This window comes from Thalassoglobus sp., from assembly GCF_048270125.1.
Classification (GTDB): domain Bacteria; phylum Planctomycetota; class Planctomycetia; order Planctomycetales; family Planctomycetaceae; genus Thalassoglobus.
The window spans coordinates 62,392-87,369 of the sequence record NZ_JBLWTN010000017.1; the positions used below are offsets into that span (position 1 = coordinate 62,392).

Consider the following 24,978-nt stretch of genomic DNA (forward strand, 5'->3'; position numbering starts at 1 on the left):
TTGATATTTTCGGTAGGAGGATTCTGCCAGAACTACTACGATGCAGGCAGATATCCCCAGGAGAGATTTATGCCTCGCGATTTTACTTCAGAGAGTCTCGTTCACGATCCCATTCATGGGTACATTCCATTTATTTCTCGCTCGGGCTTGCCGACCGAGGAAACTTCTGAACAGGAAGTGATCGACCATCCCTGGGTTCAGCGGATGCGTCACATCCATCAACTGCAAACTGCCTGGTGGGTCTTTCCTTCCGCGGAGCATATGCGTTTTCAGCATGTTTTGGGAGCAATGCACCTGGCATCACGCGTGATTTCCGAGTGGTATGAGTCGCTGCAGGAAGTTTGCCCGTCGACGCCCTCGAAAGCGTATGTCGAAAGCCTTGTCCGTATGGCAGCCTTGCTGCACGATGTCGGACATGGACCATTCGGGCATTTCTTTGATGATCATTACCTCGATCAGTTCGATGTCACGCATGAAGATATTGGGGGAGTGATTATTGAACAGGAGCTTGGTGATTTATTGCGAGGCATTCGTCGCAATCCGAGTGGAAGGTTACAACCATTGGAAGAGCTTGATCCGAAGCAAGTCTCCTGGTTGATCCGCCGCCCTAAAGACTCTGAGGCCGAAGGACATCCTGAATGGCTCATAAAGCTACGATCACTTTTCTCCGGGATTTATACCGTCGACAACATGGACTTCGTGCTTCGCGATGCTTACATGACCGGGTTCAATACCAAGGCCTTCGATTTATCACGACTGATACATTACAGCTTCTTTTCAAAAGACGGTCTCACGGTTCATGCCCGAGGATTGTCTTCCTTGATTCACTTCATCGAAACCCGCGCCAACCTGTTTCGAATGGTGTACTTCCACCGCACTGTTCGCGCGCTCGACATTGCGATTGAGGAAATTTTCCCTCAAACGATGAAGCACTTGTTCAAAGGAAATCCGATCGAGCACCTTGAGGACTATCTGAATTTCACAGAATCGTCGTTTTTAGTTGATGTCAAACGCTGGGCAAAATCGGATGATCCTGAAATTCTGAAACTCGGAAAAACCTGGGAGGCGATTCTTTCTCGCAAGGTTGGCTGGAAAATGGCAGTCGAGCGGACCTTAAATTTTCATAGCGCCGTAGGAGAGAGGATGACAATTTTTTCCGAACCGGATCTCGTGCTGCGTCGTGTTCGTGAACGATTACCCAAAGATCTCCGTGATGTACCGTTGAAGATTGATGTTGCGAAACATTACCACCGTCCCAGTGGACGTCTCCCCGCAGGTGGACAGAACTACCTTTATGATCCGGGACAAAAAACCTCGCAAGAACTCAACGATGATGATTTGTTTCGCGCGTTGCCGATCAGTTTTTTAATCTTCCGGATTTACTGTCAGTCCCACGACTACGATCCCGTACTCAACAAGGCATTGAATTCAGTTCTTGGAGATGCCATGGATGCGAAGACGAATATGTAATCGTCCGACCGCATGCAGAGTGTTTTCAAAATGAAAGTTTGACTGTCTGCTGCGCTGGGGCCGGCGTTTGGTCTGAATGCTGGTGGCTTCACCCGCCCGAAATGAGCTTGGGACGTCATTCCTTTTTCAGCAGATGCTGTTGAGTTGCAGGGATTCGATCGTACTCAAGTTCCCCTCCGATCAGCCGCATGAGCCGGCGTGGCTCCCCCTTCTTCGGGGCTCGAAACAGGTAATCATTTTTCGGGGCAGGAAAGTCTGGGACCTCCTTTTCCATCGCTCGAAACTTCTGAGTCAGCTCCGTGACGACCTGCGGGTTCGCAGCGGCGACGTCGTGCTGTTCCCCAGGATCTTGCTCAAGGTCAAAGAGCATCATCGTTTTTGGGGCATCTCCGGTCGTGAGTCCCGGATGATCTGATGGCGGAGACTGCTCGTACGGAGCAAGCAGTATGACACCATCGGGACCGCGAGGATCGATATAGTTTTCAAGCTGTTGTTGCGTGAGATGACTGAACAGCACTCGCCCCGGATTTCGGACATGCAGCTTCCACTTCCCTGAGCGAATCGTCGCCAGGTTCACACCCTGCATCCCATAGATCGCATCGTGAGGACTTTTTGCTTTAGATTCCTGCAAGAGTGGAAGAATGTTTTTGCCATCGATCTTGAGGTCTGCCGGGAGCTCTGTTTGAGTGAGAGACATGATTGTAGGCAGAACGTCGATGCTCGCCGTCGGTGCATCATTGCTGACACCCCTGGGGATCGTCCCGGGCATGCGGGCAATCATCGGGACACGGAGCCCTCCTTCCCAGGTTCTCGACTTCATTCCTCGTAAGCCACCGGTCGATCCTCCGAACCAGGGACCATTATCCGAAGTGAAGATGACAAGTGTCTTCTCGTCAATTCCAAGTTCTTTGATCGCTGACATCAACCGCCCAACTTCGGCGTCTAATTCAGAAATCACATCCGCATACAAATTGTTACGAGTTTCCGGAGTGTAGAAGTTGTCAGAAACAGCCAACGGCTTATGCGGCATCGCATGTGGCAGGTACAAAAAGAACGGTCGCTTTTGATTCTTCTTGATGAAGTCAATTGCTTTCGTGGTGTATCGCTGCGTGAGTGTCGCTTGCACCACGGGGTATTCGACGACCTTTTCGTTGTGAACAAGTTGCACCGGGAACATGTCGTTCGAGTAGAGAATTCCGAGATACTCGTCGAAGCCCTGTTTACGGGGAAGCCATTCTTCCTGATGACCGAGGTGCCACTTCCCGTAGGCGGCCGTCGCATAGCCTTTCTCTTTGAGAAGTTCCGCAATGGTCACTTCTGATTGTGGGAGACCAAAATTATTGACTCCCGCATCAGGAGCTGGATTGCGAACAACAGTATGCCGAAATGGGTAACGGCCCGTCAAAATTGTTCCGCGTGATGGGGCACAATACGGAGTCGGAACATTGAAGCTGGTGAGCTTCGCTCCCTCGGCGGCCATTTGGTCCAAGTTTGGTGTCTTGAATGGTGACTCCTCCGAAAAGCAGCCCACATCTCCGTAACCGAGATCATCAGCGAAAATGAGGATCACATTGGGCGGATCATCTTCAGCAGCGTCACACACCGGGAGAAGAGAACAAGTCAACAACAGCAGCGGGAGAGGAATGCAGAATTTCATGACAAGCACCGACCAGAAAAAAGTATGGACTTTCTGATCGAATGCTATCGGTTATCACGACTCACTTTAAGTGAACCGTGAAACTAATCCTCTCTCAGCGGTGCCAACGTGTGCGAGGTCACGGTAAGTTTGTAATACCCATGAGATATTTATCGCACTCTCTGGCCGCTTCACGGCCTTCGTTGATGGCCCAGACGATCAGGCTTTGTCCGCGTCGGCAATCACCCGCAGCGAAAACACCTTCGATACTCGTCTGGTACTTCCCGTACTCTGCTTCATAGTTACTTCGTATGTCGGTCTTGATGCCAAGTTGCTCTGCAATGACCTGCTCTGGACCGCGGAAGCCGAGAGCCAGGAAGCAAAGGTCTGCAGGCCACTCTTTTTCAGATCCATCGACCACACTAAATGGTCCCCCGGAAGAGGGGTCGGACCAGTCGACTTGTTGTGTGCGGATCGCTTTCAGGTTTCCGTTTTCATCTCCGATGAATTCCGCTGATTGAATCGCATACTCGCGAGGATCATCGTGAAGAGTCTTGTTTGCGTCCTGAGAGTAATCAAAGGTTGCAGCAGCTTCTGCATGCCCGTAATCGGTTCTGAAAATTTTCGGCCATTGAGGCCAAGGGTTGTTTGAGGCACGTTCGTTGGGCGATTGTGGAACGATCTCAAAGTTTACGAGGCTTTTGCAGCCATGACGCAAACTCGTTCCCAGACAATCATTCCCTGTATCACCGCCACCGATGACGACGACATTTTTGTCTTTCGCCGAGATGTAATTTCCATCAGTGAGGTCAGAGTCGAGCAAGCTTTTAGTGTTTTTGTGCAAGAACTCCATCGCGAAGTGAATTCCTTTCAATTCGCGCCCAGGTGTTTTTGCAAAGAAATCGTTCGGTACTGTTGATCCCGTTGCGAGAATGACGGCGTCGAACTGGTCCATCAACTCTTTTGAATGAAGATCTTTTCCGATTTCAGTTTCAACAACAAAATTGACGCCCTCTTTCCTGAGAAGATCAATTCGTCGTTCGATAATCCACTTCTCCAGCTTCATGTTCGGAATCCCGTACATGAGCAAGCCGCCAATGCGGTCGGACCGTTCATAAACGGTGCAGAGGTGGCCGGCACTGTTCAGTTGGGCAGCCGCTGCAAGCCCTGCTGGTCCGGAACCGACGATGGCGACCTTCTTTCCAGTACGGCGAGAAGGTGGATTCGGCTTAATCCAATCTTCTTCGAAGCCACGATCGATAATACTTCGTTCGATTGTTTTGATTGCGACTGGTGGCTCGTTGATTCCGAGGGTACATGAACCTTCGCAGGGAGCCGGACAGACTCGCCCAGTGAATTCTGGAAAGTTGTTCGTCTTATGCAACCGATCCAAAGCCTCTTTCCAGTCGTTGTGGTAGACCAGATCGTTCCACTCAGGAATCAAGTTGTGCAGCGGGCATCCTGCAGCCATCCCGGCAATCATGTCACCGGTATGGCAGAACGGAATCCCACAATCCATACAGCGAGCACCCTGTTGTTTCAGGATCTGCAAATCAAGCGGATTGGAAAACTCTTTCCAGTCTTTGATTCTCTCTTTAGCAGGTCGTTCTACGGAAGTTTGACGAGCGTATTCTTTGAATCCGGTAGGCTTACCCATAGGTTCTCTTTACTAAGCGCGTGTTGATTTCAATTGAATTTGTATCTGCTGTGGGACATTGAGAAACGCAAACATGATTTCTGGAATCGCAGTCATGCAATGAACTGACATCCCTTGTTCAAATTTCGTTCGGGTGAATTAATTCGCTGTCGCCTGGTTGGCAGACTTTTGTGCGTTGTTCATTTCTTCCAAAGCACTTTTGTAGTCGCGTGGCATGACACGTACGATCTGCCCGAGGCTGGTATCCCAGTTGTCGAGAATTTCAGCTGCCCGCGTCGAGCCGGTGTAGTTCTGGTGCTTCTTGATGGTCTCTTTGAGCTCTGCGATCTCATTCGGATCTTCGACCTTCTCAAGATCGACGAGTTCAAGATTACAGTTTCCGAGCAGCCGGTTTTGAGGGTCGTAAACGTAGGCAATTCCGCCGGACATCCCAGCTGCAAAGTTTCGCCCGGTTTCACCAAGAATGATGGCACGTCCACCGGTCATGTATTCGCAACCATGGTCGCCAACTCCTTCAACAACAGCCGTTGCGCCAGAGTTCCGCACACAGAACCGCTCAGCAGCGATACCTCGGAAGTAGGCTTCTCCTGAAGTCGCTCCATACATTGCGACGTTTCCGATGAGGATGTTCTCTTCGGCTTTGAAAGTGCTCTCTTTTGGCGGATAGACGATTAACTTTCCACCAGAAAGGCCTTTGCCGCAGTAGTCGTTTCCATCACCGATGACTTCAACAGTGACACCACGTGTCGCCCAGGCTGCAACAGATTGCCCCGCTGAACCGCGACAGGTGATATGGATTGTGTCCTCTGGCAATCCTTTGGATTTCCAGTGCTTGGAAACTTCATGGCTGAGTGAAGTTGCGAAGGCACGATCGATGTTTTGAATGTCGACATCGAGGTGAATCTTCTCACCTTTCTTAATTGCTTCGAGGCATTTCGGAATCAGCATGGACTGGTCGAGAGTTTCTTCGAGTCCATGATTTTGTGTCCGTTGACAGTGCGTGCCTGCGTTTTTGTATGGACTTTGAACCTTGGTCAGGATCAACGACAGGTCCAGATGCTTCGCTTTCCAGTGGTCAATCTCTGGGTTAACTTCGAGCATATCGGCACGACCGACCATTTCATTGATCGTTCGGAAGCCAAGCTCTGCCATCACTTCGCGGCAGTGCTCTGCAACCATGAAGAGATAGTTCACGACATGATCAGGCTGACCGGAGAACTTGGCTCGCAGTTCCGGATCTTGTGTTGCCACTCCGACTGGGCACGTATTGAGATGGCACTTCCGCATCATCACGCAACCCAGCGTAATGAGAGGAGCAGTTGCGAGACCAAACTCTTCAGCTCCGAGCAAGCAGGCAATCGCCACGTCGCGACCAGTTTTTATTTGGCCGTCGGTTTCCAGCACGACTCGGCTTCGCAAGTCGTTCATGACGAGCGTTTGGTGCGTCTCGGCAATTCCGAGCTCCCAGGGAAGTCCGGCATGTTTAATCGATGTGAGTGGTGAGGCTCCTGTGCCGCCACCGTCACCAGAGATCAAAATTTTATCGGCATGGCCTTTGGCAACACCCGCTGCAATTGTTCCGACACCCACTTCAGAAACCAGCTTCACGCTGACGCGTGCCGAAGGATTTGAGTTTTTCAGGTCGAAGATCAGCTGTGCCAAATCTTCGATCGAATAGATGTCGTGATGTGGTGGTGGACTGATGAGTCCAACACCGGGCGTGGAGTTCCGCGTCGCAGCGATAATTTTATCGACTTTGAATCCCGGGAGTTCTCCCCCTTCTCCAGGCTTGGCACCTTGAGCGACTTTAATCTGGAGTTCGTCGGCATTGGTTAAATACCATGAGGTGACACCAAACCGTCCAGAGGCGACCTGTTTAATCGCGGACCGTTTACTATCTCCGTTGGGCATCGGAGTGAAGCGGGCTTCGTCTTCGCCTCCTTCACCAGTGTTGCTTTTAGCATGGAGCCGATTCATGGCAATTGCCATCGTCTCATGAGCTTCAGCAGAAATCGATCCGTAGCTCATTGCTCCACTACAGAATCGTTTTACAATTTCACTGGCAGGCTCGACTTCTTCGATCGGAACCGGAGTCCCGGGCTTGAATCGTAGCAGGCCACGCAACGTCCCCTGCCGTTTGTCGCTTTCATCAATCAGTGATGCAAACCGCATGTAGGCATCAGAATCTCCAGCACGGGCAGCTTGTTGGATTTCTGCAATCGAAAGCGGGTTCCAGGCATGTTGCTCGCCACCGTGTCGCCAGTTGACGAGTCCCATGTTTGGAAGAACCGGCAGTTGTTTGCTTTCATCACGAGTCGGGAATCCGAGTTCATGACGGCGAAGATGTTCTTCAGCGAGAATCTCGAAATTCACGCCCTTGATGCGACTTGCTGTTCCACGGAAGCAAAGGTTGATGACTTCTTCATCGAGTCCTAACGCTTCGAAGATCTGTGCACCTTTGTAGGACGCCAACGTCGAGATGCCCATTTTGCCCATCACTTTGAGCATCCCTTTGTACACAGCTCTTCGGTAGGTGCGGACGATTTTCTTTTCGTCGTAGTTGTCCTTGAGGTGACCGTGATCCTTGGCATCCTGGATGGCCTCGAAAGCCAAATAGGGATTGATGGCATCAGCTCCATAACCTGTCAGCAGGCAGAAGTGATGCACTTCACGAGCTTCGCCAGATTCGATGACCAGACCAATTCGAGTACGAAGTTCTTTGCGAACCAGGTGATGGTGAACCGCTCCTGTGACCAGCAGCGAGCTGATCGGGACTCTCGTCGGACTGCATCCACGATCCGAGAGCACGACCAAATCGTCTCCGGCTGCGATTGCGTCTTCGACTTCGCGGCAAATCCTCTGAATCGCAGGGAGCAGCCCAGATGTTCCTTCTGATTTCTCCCAGGTCGTATCGATCGTGCGAGACTTCCAACCACGATAGCCATCCAAGGATTTGATCGCTGCGGTTTCTTTGTCAGTCAGGATCGGATGCGGGACTCGCAAGCGGTGTGCTTGCTCTTCCGTCGTGTCGAGAAGGTTTCCTTCAGGACCGATGTAGCATTCCAGCGACATAATCACTTCTTCGCGAATCGAATCGATCGGCGGATTGGTGACCTGTGCAAAGAGTTGCTTGAAGTAATCGTAAAGCAGACGTGGCTGATCCGACAAACATGCCAGCGAAGTATCATCGCCCATCGAGTAGATGGGATCTTTCCGCTGATTGAGCATCGGAAGCAGCATGAACTGCATCGTTTCGGTCGTGTAACCGAACGACTGCATTTGCTTTAGCAAGAGATCTTTGGAGACGCGCTCTCGTTCACCATCCAGTCTTTGCCACTCGTCGACAAGTTCACTCAGTTCGACCCGTTGCTTCTGAATCCATTTTCCGTAAGGACGTCGACTGGCTACATCGTGCTTGAGCTCTTCGTCGGGAATCAGGCGACCTTGCTCGAAGTCGACGAGAAACATCTTGCCTGGCTGCAAACGACCTTTGCTCTTCACGTTGTCCGGTTCGATGTCCAACACACCGACCTCACTCGCCATGATGACTCTGTCGTCATGGGTGACGTAGTATCGGCTTGGACGGAGACCATTCCGGTCGAGACACGCCCCAATGAAATGACCATCCGTAAACGAGACACTCGCAGGTCCGTCCCAGGGTTCTTGAATCGTCGAGAAATACTCGTAGAAGGCGTGCTTCTCTTCGCTCATCTCGTGATGATTTTGCCATGCTTCTGGAATCATCATCATGGCCACTTCTTGCAGCGATCGACCTGATTGATACAGGAATTCCATTGCGTTGTCGAAGTTACCGGAGTCGCTGCAATGCTTTTCAATCACTGGGAAAAGCTTCTTCAAATCGTTGCCGAATTCTTTCGATGTCATCGCTCCCTGACGAGCGAACATCCAGTTACTGTTTCCCTTGACTGTATTGATTTCGCCATTGTGGGCCATGAACCGCAACGGCTGCGCGCGATCCCAGGAAGGAAACGTATTGGTGCTGAATCGGCTGTGAACCATTGCCAGATGCGATTCGAAATCTTCATCCGAGAGGTCTTCAAAGTACCGGAGCATTTGATCGGGAGTCAGCATCCCTTTATAGACGATGACCTTCGTCGAGAGCGTACACGAATAGAACTCAAGGGCATGCGGGTGGCTCGATTCACGAATGCGGTGGCTTGCCATTTTCCGGATGATAAACAGCTGCCGCTCAAGCGTTTCCTGATCGATCCCTTCCGCAGCTCCAACGAGCAGCATTTCCATGTAAGGTTCAGCTTCGATTGCTGATGGTCCAATATTGGCGAGCTCAGGCCGTTGAGGAACATCGCGCCATCCCAGAAGTTTTTGACCTTGCTCTGCGATCAACCCTTCGACGGTTTGTTTGAATTCAGCACGTGCAGCGTCGTCCTTCGGTAGAAAGAAGATACCGGCTCCGTATTTGCCCGGTTCAGGGAGTTCGATTCCCAATTCTTGTTTGGCGACTTTGCGAATAAATTTGTGCGGCAACCCGACCAGCATTCCTGCTCCGTCGCCAGTGTTCTCTTCGCAACCGCAGGCGCCCCGGTGAGTCATGTGGCGTAAAATTCGATCAGCGTCCAGAATGATCTGATGCGACGGCTCCCCTTTGATATGCGCGACAAATCCGACGCCACACGAATCGTGTTCGTTGTCTGGATCGTACAATCCCTGAGCTTCAGGGAAGCGAGTGAGTCCGCGGGGGAGATCTGTTGCCATCGTTTTCAATTCCTTCTGTTCGAAACCGACAAAGTCTGACGGTCTCACAATAAATCGTTTCTACGCAATAATATTCTCTACGATGAGGTTTGCTCGTCGTGACCACACTGAATGCGGACGCTCATTGTCGTGTTTCTTTTTTTTGCGGACTCTCAAAAAGAGTACACCCGGTCCGGTCCTTCGGACGCTTACTCGTCAGGGAAGTTTCCCGATGAGATCGTCAAGCACTTCGTTGTGCCAGTTCAGGGTCGCAATAACTGGAAACTATGACATCGCACTGCTGATGGCAGGCGCTGTTTTGGAAATGGCCTCGTCGGGCGGTAAGTCTTCGAGAAGAATCTCTACAAACTTTTCCGCAGCACGAGACAAATGTTTGTGACGTTTATGAACAATCCCGAGTGGGCGAACAAAATCACAATCCAAAAATGGAATCGCTTTCAGTGTCTGAAATTCCATTTCTCTTCGCAGGGTCGCAAGTGGCAGAATGGCCACTCCTAAATCGATCTCGACAGCTCGCTTTACTGTCTCAAGATTGTCGAACTCATGAACGACATTCACATTGACGTTTGACTTTTTGAGCAGTTTCTCTGTTTTACGACGAATCATCAAGTCGTTCGAGAAAGCAACGAGGTTTTGACCGGCCAGTCCGGCGATCGGAATCGAGTCGAGATCTGCCAGTTTGTTGGTGTTCCCAACAGCCAGAACCATCTCCTGATCCTGCCAGGGAATACAGCCAACTTCTCCACCATCCCTCGGAAACGAGACGATCCCTAAATCGATTTCGTCTCGTAGGACTTTACTGTACACGTCATCAGGTTGAGCGTAGCCCAAGGTAAGATCAACTTCAGGAAACTCGCTCCGGAAGCGACTCACGTAGTCGGACATCTGCAACAACCCGACAGAATAGATCGATGCCACACGAACACGTCCCGACAATCGCCCACTATATTTCTGGACGCTGTCTTCAATGTCCTGATAGTCCCGCAACCACTTTTGGCAGCGTTTGAAGTAAATTTCACCCGCGGAGGTCAACTGAATCGGTCTTTGAGACCTGTCAATCAGGTCAACTCCAAGGTGTTCCTCCAGTTGCTGCAACGCTTGACTGATCGCAGGTTGCGAAACCTGCCTCGCCACGGCGGCCTTTGAGAAGCTGCCGTGGGTCACGATATCACAGAAAATTTCAGTGTTTCGTAAGTTCACAGTTCAGACGATAAGTGATTGCAAATGGAATAACCAGCTTGGGATAAGCTGGGCGCATAGAATACAGAGCCAAGAGTCGACAGTCAAGGTGTCACTTTTCACGACTTACTCAAGAAATTAGTTTTTTTACGAGTAAGCCGATGATTGGTTTTCGCAACAAACTTCGCATTGAGCAGTCTATGGCGTCTTAAGCGGAATCCCCGCTGCCATGGCGAGGGCGTAGAGACACGAGTGATTGCGTGATGACGTTGGGGGATCAGGGTTGGGGAATCAGGGATAGGAAAGCGAGCAGTTCACCGATGACTGTTTACTGATGTCGGTTCTCTGGTGTCAGTCTCTGGTGTCAGTCTCTGGTGTCAGTCTCTGGTGTCAGTCTCTGGTGAGCCTGAGCCGATGTAGGTTGCGACATCTCGCAGAACTCGTAGAGCGACACTCCAGTTATTGATGAGCGTCAAATCGCGAACGCGGTCCCCTCCCCGGTCCACGCAGTTTATTCATCCCAACTCAACCAGCAAACGAAAAAGAACGCCGAGCGTTGGGCTCGGCGTTCTTAAATATCAAAGACTTTGGATTGAAGCGTTCTGGAACACTTCGATCTGTTTCTAGCTGACTCTAGTTCAGTTCAATCGTGAGCCAACCGTTATCTGCGTGGATTCCAGTGATGCTGAGGTCGATCTTTTTTCCATCCTGTTCGAAGGTGAAGGTCGATTTCAGCTCTTTTTCTGGAAGGGCTTTTTGGATCTTCTGACGCATGACGTTCGCACGGGCGACTTGCTCGGCAACGCTGGATGGCTTGCTGACCGGCTTGACACCGACGTTTCCACGGTTGAGCAACACTTTGCCTTCACTCATGGTTGGAACGAGCGGAACGGTAATGATTTGTGTTGGAATGTCATCACCTTCACGTTCGAGTCCAGCACGAAGAATTAGAGTGACCTCTCCGTTAGCGATCTGGAAGCGAATTGGGTTCGGTTGGTCGAAGACGAAAATGTTGCCATCGTCCATCGCTTCGTTCTCATCGTCACCGAGGCTGACTTCACGATCAAGAATTCGGCTCAGGCGTTCTTCGATGAGTGCTTGAAGTTCGCCGTTTGTCATTTTCTGCTTGCCTTCAGTCCCCAAGTCGAGGCGATTGCTGCTGTTCGTCAGAAGGCTCTCGTGGATTTGTGCGACAAGTCCATTTCGTGGTGGGTTGATGCCTGGAAGCGTTGCTCCACCACCAAGTTCGGTTTCTGCACTCAAGCGAGTCCGTACGAGGATTTCATTACTTGTCGATGAGTAACTCATTGCATCCGGATAGAGTCCGTACTCACGGAGAGGACCGTAAAGTCGGTTTTGCAATTCCATCGAAGCATTTGAGAACCGTGTGTTCGTTTCTGAGTTCAACTCATTGCTGACTTGTTGTCGAATACTGCGTTGTGTGTAAGCGTTAGCCTCGCCACGACGATCGTTGGCTTCTCGCATAGCAATTCGTTCTGCGATGTTTCCAAACAAGCGACCTGAGTAACGTGTGCTGGCTCCAACCGGTTGGTTGTTTGCTTGGACACTCACTCTTGCTGGCTCAGTGCGAAATGTTGTTCCGTCAAAGTAGACTGGCTTCACAGCTGAGAAACTGTGACGTCCGACTGACTGAATCGTTGCCTGACTGGCGTAGGCCAGTGAGCTGGTGCTGATTACGCCACTTGACTGAATGTTGAAACGGGCGTTGTTCTGACTAGGTTGGATGTCAACACGAACTGTCACGTCCGAAGTTTGGTTTCCAACGATTCTCGCACCCAACGCATTATCGTTAATTCGGGATGTCTGACGTCGAATTCCACCAGCCACGCGGTTAAGCAGGCCTTCTGAAATTGCAATTCGCAGGTTGTAGTTCAGGTAGTTTTTGCGGAATGCGGATTCGATTGCGTTCCCGCCATCTGGAGAAGCTTTGCGAATTGCGTTGTACTGATTTCGCAGTTCAGCTTCGAGTTCTGCACTCGGGTCGCTGTTGTACTCAGCGATTGCATCAAGAAGAGCAATCATGCTGTCACGAAGTTGTGCTTCTGCATCTGGACTTGGTGGTGCGAGTGCGTTTTGTACCTCAGCCAGGGCGTCTTCAAGGTTGAGGAATGATTCTCGGCTCATGAACGTTTTGATTTCATCGCCGTATGTTTCTCGCTTTTCCATTTTCGCTTTGACAGCGTTCACTGCTGCAACAGCCTCTGCGTTCGATGGATCAAGGTTGGTGAGAGCACTTGTCTCTGCCCATCCCAGCCATGCCTGTCCACCACGAGTTCGATTCATGTCTGAACGAAAAGCGCTGACAGCGGAGTTCAGGTTTGAACGAGCGGCGGAAACACGTGTTCTCAGAGCAGCTTCCTTGTCGGCAGTCAAAGTCTCTAGAAGAGCCTCTGCGATATCAACTTCTGGAGCCAAACGCAGATATAGATCGCCGATTTCAGCATGGATCGATTGGTATCGGCTGTCTTTGAGGGCTTTTTCCATCGTGCGAAGTTTTGTTCGCAATTTTCCAAGAGCAGCACGTTGGGCTTCAATTGTGTTATTGTCGCCTTCGTAGAAGTCTTTAACAGCTAACCCAGTCTCATTGACCCAACTCTTCCAAGTTTCGTCGATGGATTCTTCCAGCGCAGCGAAGTCTTCGGCTTCGAGTCCGTCTGGTGCGTACGCAGCTATCAACCCAGTCAGGCCGACTGGTTTTGCTTCGTCTCCCTGGTATGCCCAAGATTGGGTGCCTGCCCAAATAATGAAAGCACAGCTACAAATTGTCCAAGTGATGTGTCGACGCATACGTTCCACCGTGAATTTTAAAGGAGACGTCTCTATCAATCGTCACTGGTTGAGAGGGGACGTCCTAGTCTGTGTTATCGTCCACTTCATTGCTTCGAAATGGAAAAGTCTCAGTCGGAATTAAAGTCCTGCTGACACCTTTTGCCAGCACATTCCACGTACATAGTCTATCTTACGCATACCGTCTAATCAATCATGTGGAGAATCAACAAATTCTGGGGAAGAGCCTGAATTCCTACGTTTTTCTGATCACAAGCAGCATAGGTGCCGGTTAATTGAAGATTTTTCAAGAAAGATGCTTACTTCACTAAAGGTGGTATCTTCCCATGCTCCCCGCTTTAAAAGTGTTGCTCCGAATCATCCGTAAGTGCAGTGATTCTTGCTCGGACGTGGCATCCCGGAACCCATCTTGTTCTGTATTGGTGATTTCGAATAAAACTCAGGTGGACAAACGATTTCAGTCCCAGGGGATCAGTTCATGGAAGAACAAAAATCAACAAGCCGCCTTCCGCTGTGGGCGACGGGGCTCGTGTTATGCGGACTCACGCCAGCAGTCCTCGCGGGGATTTTCACTCAAGCTGTGCCGGTTGCGCGACCAATTTCAGGTCTCGTCGAACGTGATCCGCTTGTCTTCTCTCAATATGCCGTCCATCTCGGTGAGGTCCGTCCCGTCGGCACGGTTCCCGCGCACTTCGATTTCTTCAATGCCGGAACGACTCCAATTGAGATCCTTAAGCTCGATCCAAGTTGTGGCTGTTTAGCACCACGATTGTATGGCGAAAAAACTCGCTACGAACCGGGCGAACAAGGACGGTTCTACGTCTCGGTGAAAACCGCGAACGAAACACCTGGCCCCAAGGAATATACTGTCAAAGTCAACTACAACGACGGAAAACCACAGGAGAGGATTGTTTCATTCAAGCTGACAGTCCCGGAGAAGAAAGTTTCTATCTCCCCTGCTGAAGTCTACTTCTACCAGACTCACGGTCAGGCAGACTCACGAGAAATCGTCCTCGAAGATCACCGCGGATTGAATCTGAATATTATCGATCTTGAATACAACGACAGTACCGCTCAAGTGACCCTCGGAGAAAAAGTTGTTGAGGGAAGCACTTCCAGGACGCCCATTCGCATCGATGTCCCTGGAGATGTCCCACCGGGGAGACATGTCTCGGTCTTAGCAATTCATACCGATGACAGCGAGTACAGGACCATCCGAGTCCCGATTCTTGTCTGGGGGCCGAAATCGAACATTCAGCAAGCGAGTGCTGAGGAAATCAAGCAAGAGTCCCCCTCGACTAAGCGATCAAAGATTAAGTAGAGATCAATGAAGTAATTCGCATCGCTGAGACACCTCAATGGTCTTCGATCCATCAAAAATAGGCCCGAAATCCTGAGTCTGACCTCATGAATGCTGATTCAATACCTTCAACGCACCAGAGAAGGTTTTAAGACCAGTCACTGGTGAAATCGTCACGCCCACCATCTTCGATTTGTGCTTGCAGGAGGTCACGTTCCTGACGAGTGATTTCGAGATCAAACATCAAGTACTTGACATCCAAGCGTAACTGAGACAGCGCCTCTTGGACGAGATTCAAAATCCGTCTGCGACGGCGTACACAATCAACAATCTGAGAATAAGAATGTTCGAGTTCCCGATAATGCTCCTCAGGGAGCGCAGCTATTTTTTTACCGAGATCAATGAGTTCTCGCGGTAATTCATCCGCTGTCGATTCTGGAATTCGAGTTGGTTTTTGCGTCATGACTTCTGCCTTTGCTTCAGCCATCGGACGATCCCGAAGACTGCAAACGCTCAATGAGATAACAATGTCCCATTTCGAGTGCGAAGGAAATATGTGGACTTCCGTCAACATTTCCCACTCACAGTCATGTTGCCAAAAGGCAACGACCATTTACAAGCGACATCATCAAAACTTCCAAAATAGTCCCTCCAGCTGGGAATCCGTGGCCGGTTATACTGATTGTGCCGCTCAGGATGATTGCGTGGGTTTGGGAGGAGTGTTGCTGCGGTGCATCACCTGGTCTCTTCTGCTGATTCTGGCTGTCACGTTTTCGGGCACTGCTTCTGCCCAAATTCAGCCTCGCAAACAAATTCAACTCGACTTTGAAGATGAACAACTCCACTGGCGAGCTGAAAGCCCGCAGCTGAGCGAGTACCTCAAAACTCGTGAAATCATCGATAACGATGGACATTCAGGGCAACGCTGTGAGTCCTACCACTTTCAGTCGGCTCAATACTTGGAAGAACAGCGTCTGGTCTTGGATGTTCCACCGAGCAAAGTGCTTTTTGATGAACTCAAGGCCTCACTCTGGGTTCGCTCAACAACCCCTGACCTGCGATTCGTGTTGCGATTGCGATTCCCAAATCAAATCGATCCTCGAACCGGCCAAACTTTGACGCTCGACCTCTCGGGTGAGACATACACTGACACGATGAAGTGGCAGCGTTTGGAGTGTGCAACTTCAGCGGAAGCTGTTGAACGACGCCTGATCCTTGCCCGCGCGCAATTCGAAGCTCAAGGGAACTCTATTAACATTGATGCACGAACGGCCTACGTTGATCAAATTGCACTCTTAATGACGATCCCGAAAGGAGCCACTGCGGTCCGAATCGATGACGTAAACTTTGGCCCGATTATCTCCCCGCAGGAACTCGCTCCCGACGCCAATACTCAACGCCAGGCAAAAGCACGGCTACAAGTTGTTGATGACCGGATCTTGAAAGACGACAAACCTTTCTTCCCGGTTTTCACGCTGTACCACGGAGAAAGTCTGACAGAGATTCAGGCAACCGGGGTCAACACTCTTTGGATTACCGACTATGCAGACCAGGCGCTTCTCCGCGCCCTTCACGATGCCGACATCGGAGCGATCGCCCAACCGCCGCAGTTGACGCCCGAAGAAGCGGTCCTGAATCGAAAAGGACTTCCTGCTTTTGAGGAGTGGACAGAACCTATCTGGGCCTGGATGTTTGGGTACGGAATCCCGGAAGAAGACATTCGGTATATCGAATCGTGGGTTGAACACGTCCGCGATGCAGATCGACAATTGAGGCGACCAATCTTGGCGGATGTCGCTGGGAAAGAACGTTCGTTTCATCGAAATGTCAATTTTCTGGGAAGCAGCCAGTTTGTTATTCACAGCGACATCTCCATGCCGCGACACGCCAAGCAGCTCAAACATCGCCGTAATCTCGCACTTCCGGGAAAGCCGATGTTTACCTTCGTTCAAACGGAAGCTTCCCCTGCATTTCTCGATTATCGCGGAGAAGGAGAACGGCTCCCGGTCGTAGAGCCAGAACAGATTTTACAACAGGCCTACGCTGCCATTGCAGCGGGATATAAAGGGGTCGGCTTTTGGAAGCAATACTCACTCGACACCGACGTTCCGGGGCTGAACGAACGGGTTCATGCGATTCGACTGTTCGCATCGCACTGCAAAATTCTGGAACCGTGGCTGGCAACGGGACGAGTCGTTGACGACCTGTTCGTCCATTTTGACGCGGACATGCAGCACACACAAACGGGACTTCTTGCTCCACTGAAGTCTCGCTGGGACACACCGATCGAGCAAATCAGTGCGACGGGTGCAAAGCAACCTTCTGAAATCCTCGCAACGGTCATTCGCAGCGACGAGGGCCTGTTGATTCTTCCTGTCTGGTACGAAGAAGGAGAGCAATGCGTCCCGGGACCGCAAGCCGTTTCAGGGATTCGCATGCTCCTCAAAGGTGACATCTGGCAAGCTTGGGAGGTCACTCCAGTCGGGGTGACACAATCCAACCTGGAAGTTTCCTGGCCCGCCGGAGGAACTGAAATTTATCTCAAAGAGTTTGATCAGCAGTCCGCTATCGTCATCACCAGCAAGCCGAACGTCATTGAACGGCTTCAACGTGAAAGCCGCCGCGTTCGCGACGATGCCGCACGTGCCATGGTCTCTCTGGCAGCCCTGAAATTCGAACGGGTCCAAAATGTTCACGAAGAACTGATCGGAATCTCTCCTCCAGTTGTCCAGGCTGAACTCGATTTACGACAAGCCTATGCAAGCTTGGAAACAGCCAGCAAAGAACTCGATGCCTCTCACCCTGTCGAGGCTTACGCAGCTGCGCAAAAGTCACTTCAACATCTGCGTTCTCTACAACGTAAGTATTGGGACGCTGCCATCAAAGACCTCCCTTCTGCCACCACAAGCCTCGACGCCACTGGATTCCAGACTCTTCCGGACCATTGGAGAACGATGATTGAACTCGGCAAGAGATCTCGCATTACCGAGAACCTGATCCCTACGGGCGACTTCGAAAGTGTCGCAGCGATGAAGGAAAATTGGAGTGATGGATCAACTCGAACCGGAAACCAGCGGATTCAAATTCAGTACGACCAACGTCGAAATGATCACCACTTGACGTTCCAACTCGAATCGACACCCGGAGAAAACTCAGCCATCGCTCTCACGAGTCCGGCAGTCCATGCAGAGGCAGGGGACATCGTTGTCATCTCTGCTCAGGTTCGAACAGCTAGTCCGTTTCCAGGACCGGAAGACGCATTTCTAATCTTCGACACTCTCGTCGGAAGACCGGGAGCGGTTCGATTGCATGAGGCCAAGCAGGAATGGCAAACCGTCAAACTGGTCCGCAGAGTTTCCCGTGACTCAGACTTCCGTGTCAGGCTGGAACTCCAAGGGAATGGTGCCGTAGAAATCGACGACCTCCAAGTAAAACGCCTGCTGCCAGAATGACTAGAGCATCTTTCGAATTGGTTTGCAGGTTCTGCCTCGTGGCGAACAGCATTTTTACGAGAGAAATGCGTACTTCACGGACAAACGGTAGAGCAAACTGCTCTAAACTCTTCATTACTCTTGCCTTCATCTGCAGAATAGAGCATCTTTCGAATTGGTCCAGAGGTTCAGCCTCGTGGCGAACAGCAATTTTCGCGATGAAACGCGTTCTTCACGGGCACACGATAGAGCAAACTGCTTTAGTTCGTACTTAGATTTGATCTCTTACGCACGATACTCACACTCTTGGGGCTGCAGGGGGCAAATTAATTTTTCGCAACGCGGGCTTGCGGAAGGAATGGGATACGAATGAAATGTCGTGGTCAATCGACTCACCTGAGTTAACATATCGTTGCATTCCAAGATTGATGAAGTTTCACCGAGAACGACTCGGCTGGACGCAGCAGATGCTCTCCGAAAAATCGGGCTACGGATTACGCGCGATTACGAAAGCGGAGGCGGGGCAGTCAATTTCCAGTGATACGGTCGCTGACATTGCCGAAGCGTTCAGTACCGAGGGGGAGAAGATCTACCCGGAGGACTTGGTAAACGACCCGGTTGTCATGGCTCGTAAATATATTGATGCACTCTATACGCTGCAGAAGGATGCGATCTCGGAAATTGAATCGTTCTTATGCGATGAATCAGTTTTCACTGTGCAGGGAGATCCGGAGGTCTTCCCCTTCGCTGGCAAGTTCTATGGGGTTGCGGGGGCCGCGGACATGATCGAGAAGTTCTTTTCCGTGCTCGAAGTGCCAGCGAACTATGATCACACCGACCGATACCGCTACTACAACAGTGGAAATGAAGTTGTGATCTGGGGGGAGACTTGGGTCCACCCCATCGGGTTTCCTCTCACCAAGCCAATGTCGATTTCGATCCTCATGACATTTCAAAAGGGAAAACTCATCACTTTCGATGATCGTTACGATCTCAAAACAGCCGCTGAGGCACTCGCAAAACTCCAAATGTTTGAAGAACGGTAAAACAGATCCTGAAACCTGAATTCGCGCTCTCAAACGCTGAGAAAAGCAACCAGTCCACAATTGGTCTTTACGTTCTGCACCGTGGCGAGCAGTCATGTGAAGTCATGAAAGTGATTTCACCGGCACTGCAGGCTAATGTAAATTGTAGCGATTCATTTTGTAGTGGAGTGTGCGGACACTGACGCCGAGTGCCTTCGCAGTTTGTTCTCGATGACAGTCATTCGCTGCCAGCGCGATTTGAATGGCGTCTTTCTCGGCAGCTTCGGTGACTTCGGCGAGTGATTGGATTGGTGAGGGAGCGGAACCGGACTGCATTGTGAGATCGGTCGGTAAATCTGTTAGGGAAATGGAATCTTCACGGCTTGTGACGACGAGCCGTTCAATCACGTTTCTTAACTGCCGTATATTTCCTGGCCAGCGAGCAGAAACCAGCACTTCCATCGCGGAGTTTTCAAAAACTTTTTCCGGCCGATGGTGTCGCGAGCAGAAGTGGTTGAGAAAGTGTTCCACGAGCAAGGGGATGTCGTCCCGTCGCTGGCGGAGTGGAGGAACTTCGATCGGGACGATATTCAAGCGGTAGTACAGGTCCTCACGAAAGGTTCCCTCTTCAACAAGTTGGGCGACGTCCCGATTTGTGGCTGAGACAATCCGCGCGTTAGATTCAAGTAACTCCTCCCCGCCTACGCGAGAATAAGTTCCTGTTTCAAGGACTCGTAATAAATCGACCTGACTTTTTGTGGGAATCTCCGTGATTTCGTCCAGGAAAAGAGTGCCAGTGTTTGACTGTTCAAAGCACCCCGGTTTTTGCCGAGACGCTCCAGTGAAAGCCCCTTTTTCATGGCCGAAGAGTTCACTTTCCAGGAGAGTCTCCGGGAGTGCCCCCAGATTCACAGCGACGAACGGTTCCGACGATCGACCGCTAAGGTCGTGAATCGCGCGTGCGATCAGTTCTTTACCGGTCCCGCTTTCCCCCTGAATTAATATTGTTGCATCGGTGTCGGCGACTTGTCTGATTTGAGTTAAGACTTCCTTCAGCGCGCGGCAGTTCCCAATGATGCCAGAGATTTCACCAGCTTCAGCCAATCTCCCTTTCAGGCGCTTGTTCTCAGTTTGCAGCCGATGATGTTCAATCGCTTTGGAGACCTGCTGACGAATCAGGTTGAGATCAACCGGTTTCGTAATGAAGTCGAAAGCTCCGCGTCGCATCGCATCGACAGCCGTCTCAACCGTTCCATGCGCCGTGATGACGATGGTTGTTGTTTCCGGATTCCGCTGCTGGACGAGTGAAATCAGGTCCAATCCGTCTCGGTCTCCTGGCAAACGGACGTCTGCTATGACAAGCTGATAAAAGCCAGCATCGAACATGTCAATCGCTTCGTTGACCGAGCTCGCAGTCTGAATGTGGTCCGCGATTTTATCCAGCCCTTTCGCAAGGCCCGCGCGGATGTTTGGCTCATCGTCAACAATGAGGATGTGGAATTCTTCATCCATGATTTGCAGCAATCTTGTGCTTTGTCAGGTTGGGAGATTCGACCACTTTTGTGATTGTCATGCAGATGTGATTCAACGTGGAAGCGTCAACTGGAACTTCGTTCCCTGCTCCGACGAATGGAAGCTCAGGTTGCCTTGATGCTGATTCATTATCTTATCGCAAAGGGCAAGTCCGAGACCAGTTCCTTCGTTTTTTGTTGTGAAATACGGGTCGAAGACTTTGTCGTGTAGATCCTCGGGAATTCCTTTGCCCGTATCGGCGACCTCGACCTGTACGTTCCCATCGGCTTCAGTGACCGTGACCGTGAGGGTTCCCCCATCAGGCATTGCTTCCATGGCATTGAGGATTAAATTGAGAAGCACCTGTTCTAAACGGATTCGATCAGCGGGGATCTCCTTCGACAAATCGCACTTGATGACTGTTTGAATTTGAATCTTCTGTTGATCTGCCTGCGGAGTCGCCAGTTCCACTTGCCGTTGAATGAGATTCATGAGATTCACTGGTGCGAGATTCAACTGACCACTCGAGGCGAGATCACGAAAACCTTCCAGCACTCCACCAACACGAGCCATTTCCGTTTTGATGACGTTCAGCATTTGAAGAACATCTTCGCTGGGATTGTCTTCAGCGATTTGTTCTTCGAGGAGTTGGACATGCAGCGATAAGGCCGTAAGCGGATTTTTGATTTCGTGATGAAGTCCTGCAGCGAGTGACCCCAGCCCCATGTATCGTTCCATACGGCGCATACGATCTTCTATCAGGACGCGCTTCGTGACATCACGAAGTTGAAGCACCATTCCAAGATCGTTTCCTGCGTAGTCGCAGAGTGTTTGACAGAAGGCGCGGAGTGCTCTTTGGCTTCCATTCACGTTGGCTTTGTAGTCTCGAAACATCGTCGGAGATTTTTCGATCTTCCATTCAGTGCAAAAATCATGCAGAGGAACTGCAGAAAGTTCTTTAAGTGGTCGTCCGACGCATTCTGTTTTGGGGTTGAGCAATTCTAATCCACACCGATTGATACTGGTGACATTTCCCTGCACATCTATCGTGATAACAGCCTGATCGATACTACTCAGGATGTCCGCAGCCAATGCCTTAAAGTCGCGAAGTGATTCTTGAGATAACTGGTAGGCTCGCCAGAGAAGCATGACCGCGAATCCGGTCACCACCAGATTGACGAGGACTAATGTTGTCAGGCGGAACTGCCATCTCAAAGCCCCTGCTAGTTCCTTGGCGGAGGCTGTCGAGTCGCTGGGAAGTTTGCGGATTAACTCTTCAACAATTTTCTGCTCACGCAGGAAATCCAGTTCCACCCAGATTGTGATCGCCAATGCCACTGCACTCAGCATCAGCAACCCGATGATTCCGAGCTGATAAAGCTTCCCATAATTTTTCGGGGGAGTACGAAACACAGTTCACTTCCAGCTTAGAGCATTTTCAATGCTTGTCGTGCCCGTGAAGTTCACTTTCATGAATTCATAGACTGCTCGCCACGAGGCAGAACGTAAAAAACAGTATTGGATTTGCTCGATAGCATTTTTTAAATTGCAGGTTCAAAGATCGAGTATCACGGAGTCTCTTCCCATCAGTGTGAAGCGAAGCCTCTTCAGAGTCGAGGGCTGAGGGGTGAGAGTGAACGATTCGTGATCAATTTTCTCTTTGATCTTCAGGGCAATGTTCAGACTCGACCGGTTCGCCAACTGGCACGATCCGAAAATTGTACAAGGATCGCACCAGTGCTCATGCACAGGAGAATGAGGACAACAGAGATCACAGTTGAGGATTGAACCCACAGGACAAACGCGACAGAGACAACCAGACCGAGAATCGCCCCTGTCGCAAGTTGAGAGCGAATCGCAAATAGTTGATCGACAATCAGAAGCAAGATCGCTGAAAAAACGAGCCATCGAGAGAGATGCGACTCAGCTCCTATTCCAAATGTTCGGCGTCTGGAAGCGGACATTTCGGCATCTTCAACGATCTCCACATTCAAGCCGTTGAGGAAGGGGCCTCTCAGTAGTTCATCGGCCGCCACGCCTTTCAGCGAACTCTCCTCAATGTCGACATTGCGAGCGAGGACTTGAACAGGGGAGCGCGACTGATTCGACTTGAGCGAATACAGACCCGGCTGCGCCATATAGGAATCGAAGACGTCCGGCAATTGTTCCGCTCCGATTTGTTGATCCCAGATCACCTGCCCTTGGTCATTTTGGATTGACGAAATTTCAGGGAGACTCAGCACATTTTCGGGACCAACTTTTCCGATGCGTGACTGGACGATTCCATTCTGGTTGAAGGAGAGGTGCTCCACAGCTTGTCGCATCATTGGAAGAAAGCTTGGCCACAGCACCCAGCTTCCCCAGTCAATGTCGAAAGATGAGAAGACCGTGATCACTCGCCCCTGTCCGACATGATGTTCGACAATGAGTGAGTCGCCGGAGTCGAGGTCAACCACACGTTGCTGCGATTGATTGGGTGACGGAGTGAATCGAATGTAGGAATAGATTCGCGTTGTCGACAAGCCGGACTCGGGATGATGCAGAAATGGAGAGACCATTGGGTGCGTGCTGGACGCGTCACGCACTTGAAACGGAACTCCACCAGGGACTTGAATTGAGACTCGTTGCTCAAGGATTCCGGGGATCAGGTTCGCTCCATTTGGACCAAGCCGGTCATTGTACTGACTGAGCGACATTCTTTCGCTCATCGAGATCATAAGACCCCCGCCAGACTCGACAAATTGTCGCAGCTTTTCGCTGTCAGATGTCGTCAGATTTGAAACTCCAGCGAGAATGACAACATCGAATTTTTCCAGACTCTGTTCTCGAAACCCAGTCGGGCCAACGCTCACAAACAGTGAGGCTGAGCTAGGCTCGGCGGGCCGGGATTCTGAAGAGGACGAGATCGCAAGCCGCAAAAAGTCGCTTTGCTGGAATGCCCCCGGCGAAGAGTTGGAATCTTCGATGACGAGCACTCTAGGTTCAGATTGAACCGGGACAGCAAAGAAATAGTGATTATCACCAGCGAGTGCATCTTCACCGATGCGAATTTCACAGCGCTTGAGTTCGGGGTTGGTAAAGACGGTCTCGAACCGAACCGTTTTTTCAGATTGTGATTCGAACTCAACCTCTTTTTCTGCGATCACTTCAGAGTTTGAAAGAAATTGCACAAATGTTTTCGCAGCTCGCTTTTCAGGATTTCCAATCAACACTTCCAGAGTACACGGAGCCCCAACTTTGGCTGGGACTTTTTGCAATCGAACCTCGTTCACTGCGAGATTCACAAGAGCAGTTCGCTCGGAACTCAGATCGATGATCGAGAGATGGGCCAGTTGTGAAAGTTGGTTGAGACGCTCGCTGAGTTCGAACGTCTGACCTCCGGCAGGATCCCATTCTGCAACGGGCATGTCGGTCCAGAAGAGGACTTCATTCGTATTTCCCGGAAATTCTTCGGCATACGTCAGAGCACGTTGAAGAGTCTCACTGAGGCTTGCAGACTGCGAAGTCGTGGTGAGTTGAGAAACTTCCTCTTGAATGGCTTCAGGATCGTAAATAGGGATACGAATTCGATCTGGCTGATCGTTATTCCCATGGAGGAGCAATTGCCAGGAGTCTCCCGGAAAGCGGTTTGATAATGTCGACAGGACTTGTCTTTGCAATTCATCAAAGCGGGATCTTCCACCGTCAGTCGCCGACATACTCATCGAAGTATCAAGAATCAGCAGGCGATGGACGGGGTTATCAACATTTTTTGAATCGAGATGTGCCCCCAAGTGGGGTTCAGCAGCACTCAATACGAGCAAAGTCAGGATTGCGATTCTGACGAGTAACTGAGAAATTGACTGCACTTGAAGCTGAATCTGTTTTCGATTGACTGCAACTTTCAAGAAGCGACTGGCCCCCCAAAATTCGATGCGAGGCTGCCGTTTAAGGAGAAAATGAATTGCCACCGGGATTGCTAAGGCTAACAATCCCCATAGTATTCCAGGATTAATTAAGCTGAAGTTCGTCAATTGTGGTCAAATTTGACTATGGTGCGAATGGAACAGGTCGATGTCGCGATGTTAAGTGATCCAAATCGGATGGCAACGAAGATTCGGATAATTCTGTTCTTGGCGCATAATATGGATGAACCGGGGTGAACCGGGAGTCAGACCGAGAAATGAACAATCCCAAAAAACGGCACTACATCACTTCTGTTTAATTACTTACTATTATCGAAGTTC

General features: G+C 50.6%; 13 protein-coding genes. 4 read left to right on the forward strand and 9 right to left on the reverse strand.

Annotation, left to right across the window (positions count from 1 at the left end; all coding sequences use genetic code 11):
* Nucleotides 1-69: 69 nt before the first annotated feature.
* Complete coding sequence (locus tag ACN0YR_RS17210; RefSeq protein ID WP_417850470.1) at nucleotides 70-1,470, forward strand: HD domain-containing protein; 1,401 nt, start codon at nucleotides 70-72, stop codon at nucleotides 1,468-1,470.
* A 115-nt stretch (nucleotides 1,471-1,585) separates the two neighbouring features.
* Here the strand turns inward: ACN0YR_RS17210 and ACN0YR_RS17215 are convergent, their stop codons facing one another.
* The 5 genes from ACN0YR_RS17215 to ACN0YR_RS17235 all read right to left on the reverse strand — a co-directional run bounded on the left by ACN0YR_RS17215 (nucleotide 1,586) and on the right by ACN0YR_RS17235 (nucleotide 13,484).
* Nucleotides 1,586-3,127 carry a sulfatase gene (locus tag ACN0YR_RS17215; protein ID WP_417850471.1) on the reverse strand — a complete coding sequence of 514 codons (1,542 nt, stop codon included), beginning with the start codon at nucleotides 3,125-3,127 and terminating at the stop codon, nucleotides 1,586-1,588.
* Between the two features lie 118 nt (nucleotides 3,128-3,245).
* Nucleotides 3,246-4,763 carry a glutamate synthase subunit beta gene (locus ACN0YR_RS17220; RefSeq protein ID WP_417850472.1) on the reverse strand — a complete coding sequence of 506 codons (1,518 nt, stop codon included), beginning with the start codon at nucleotides 4,761-4,763 and terminating at the stop codon, nucleotides 3,246-3,248.
* 138 nt (nucleotides 4,764-4,901) lie between these two features.
* Complete coding sequence (gltB, locus tag ACN0YR_RS17225) at nucleotides 4,902-9,497, reverse strand: glutamate synthase large subunit (protein WP_417850473.1); 4,596 nt, start codon at nucleotides 9,495-9,497, stop codon at nucleotides 4,902-4,904.
* 264 nt (nucleotides 9,498-9,761) lie between these two features.
* Complete coding sequence (locus ACN0YR_RS17230; RefSeq protein WP_417850474.1) at nucleotides 9,762-10,697, reverse strand: LysR family transcriptional regulator; 936 nt, start codon at nucleotides 10,695-10,697, stop codon at nucleotides 9,762-9,764.
* Nucleotides 10,698-11,309: 612 nt separating this feature from the next.
* Nucleotides 11,310-13,484, reverse strand: coding sequence for a hypothetical protein (locus ACN0YR_RS17235; protein ID WP_417850475.1), 2,175 nt, complete (start codon nucleotides 13,482-13,484; stop codon nucleotides 11,310-11,312).
* 478 nt (nucleotides 13,485-13,962) lie between these two features.
* Between ACN0YR_RS17235 and ACN0YR_RS17240 the strand changes: the two genes are divergently transcribed.
* Complete coding sequence (locus ACN0YR_RS17240) at nucleotides 13,963-14,805, forward strand: DUF1573 domain-containing protein (RefSeq protein ID WP_417850476.1); 843 nt, start codon at nucleotides 13,963-13,965, stop codon at nucleotides 14,803-14,805.
* Between the two features lie 127 nt (nucleotides 14,806-14,932).
* Here ACN0YR_RS17240 and ACN0YR_RS17245 read toward each other — a convergent pair whose 3' ends face one another.
* Nucleotides 14,933-15,271 carry a transcriptional regulator gene (locus ACN0YR_RS17245; RefSeq protein ID WP_417850477.1) on the reverse strand — a complete coding sequence of 113 codons (339 nt, stop codon included), beginning with the start codon at nucleotides 15,269-15,271 and terminating at the stop codon, nucleotides 14,933-14,935.
* Between the two features lie 40 nt (nucleotides 15,272-15,311).
* On the opposite strand from ACN0YR_RS17245, the gene ACN0YR_RS17250 reads away from it, so the two are divergent.
* Both ACN0YR_RS17250 and ACN0YR_RS17255 read left to right on the forward strand, forming a co-directional pair.
* Nucleotides 15,312-18,236: a hypothetical protein gene (locus ACN0YR_RS17250; protein WP_417850478.1), complete on the forward strand. Its 2,925-nt coding sequence runs from the start codon at nucleotides 15,312-15,314 to the stop codon at nucleotides 18,234-18,236.
* A gap of 353 nt (nucleotides 18,237-18,589) precedes the next feature.
* Nucleotides 18,590-19,261 (forward strand): helix-turn-helix domain-containing protein, encoded by a 672-nt coding sequence (locus ACN0YR_RS17255; protein ID WP_417850479.1) that lies wholly within the window; start codon nucleotides 18,590-18,592, stop codon nucleotides 19,259-19,261.
* Between the two features lie 132 nt (nucleotides 19,262-19,393).
* On the opposite strand, the gene ACN0YR_RS17260 is transcribed toward ACN0YR_RS17255, so the two are convergent.
* The 3 genes from ACN0YR_RS17260 to ACN0YR_RS17270 form a co-directional block, all read right to left on the reverse strand.
* Nucleotides 19,394-20,755, reverse strand: coding sequence for a sigma-54-dependent transcriptional regulator (locus ACN0YR_RS17260; RefSeq protein ID WP_417850511.1), 1,362 nt, complete (start codon nucleotides 20,753-20,755; stop codon nucleotides 19,394-19,396).
* A 69-nt stretch (nucleotides 20,756-20,824) separates the two neighbouring features.
* A complete protein-coding gene (locus ACN0YR_RS17265; protein WP_417850480.1) occupies nucleotides 20,825-22,165 on the reverse strand; it encodes a two-component system sensor histidine kinase NtrB in 1,341 nt (446 codons plus the stop codon).
* Between the two features lie 266 nt (nucleotides 22,166-22,431).
* Entirely contained in the window at nucleotides 22,432-24,765 is a 2,334-nt protein-coding gene (locus ACN0YR_RS17270; RefSeq protein WP_417850481.1) for a BatA domain-containing protein, read from the reverse strand.
* Nucleotides 24,766-24,978 lie beyond the last annotated feature (213 nt).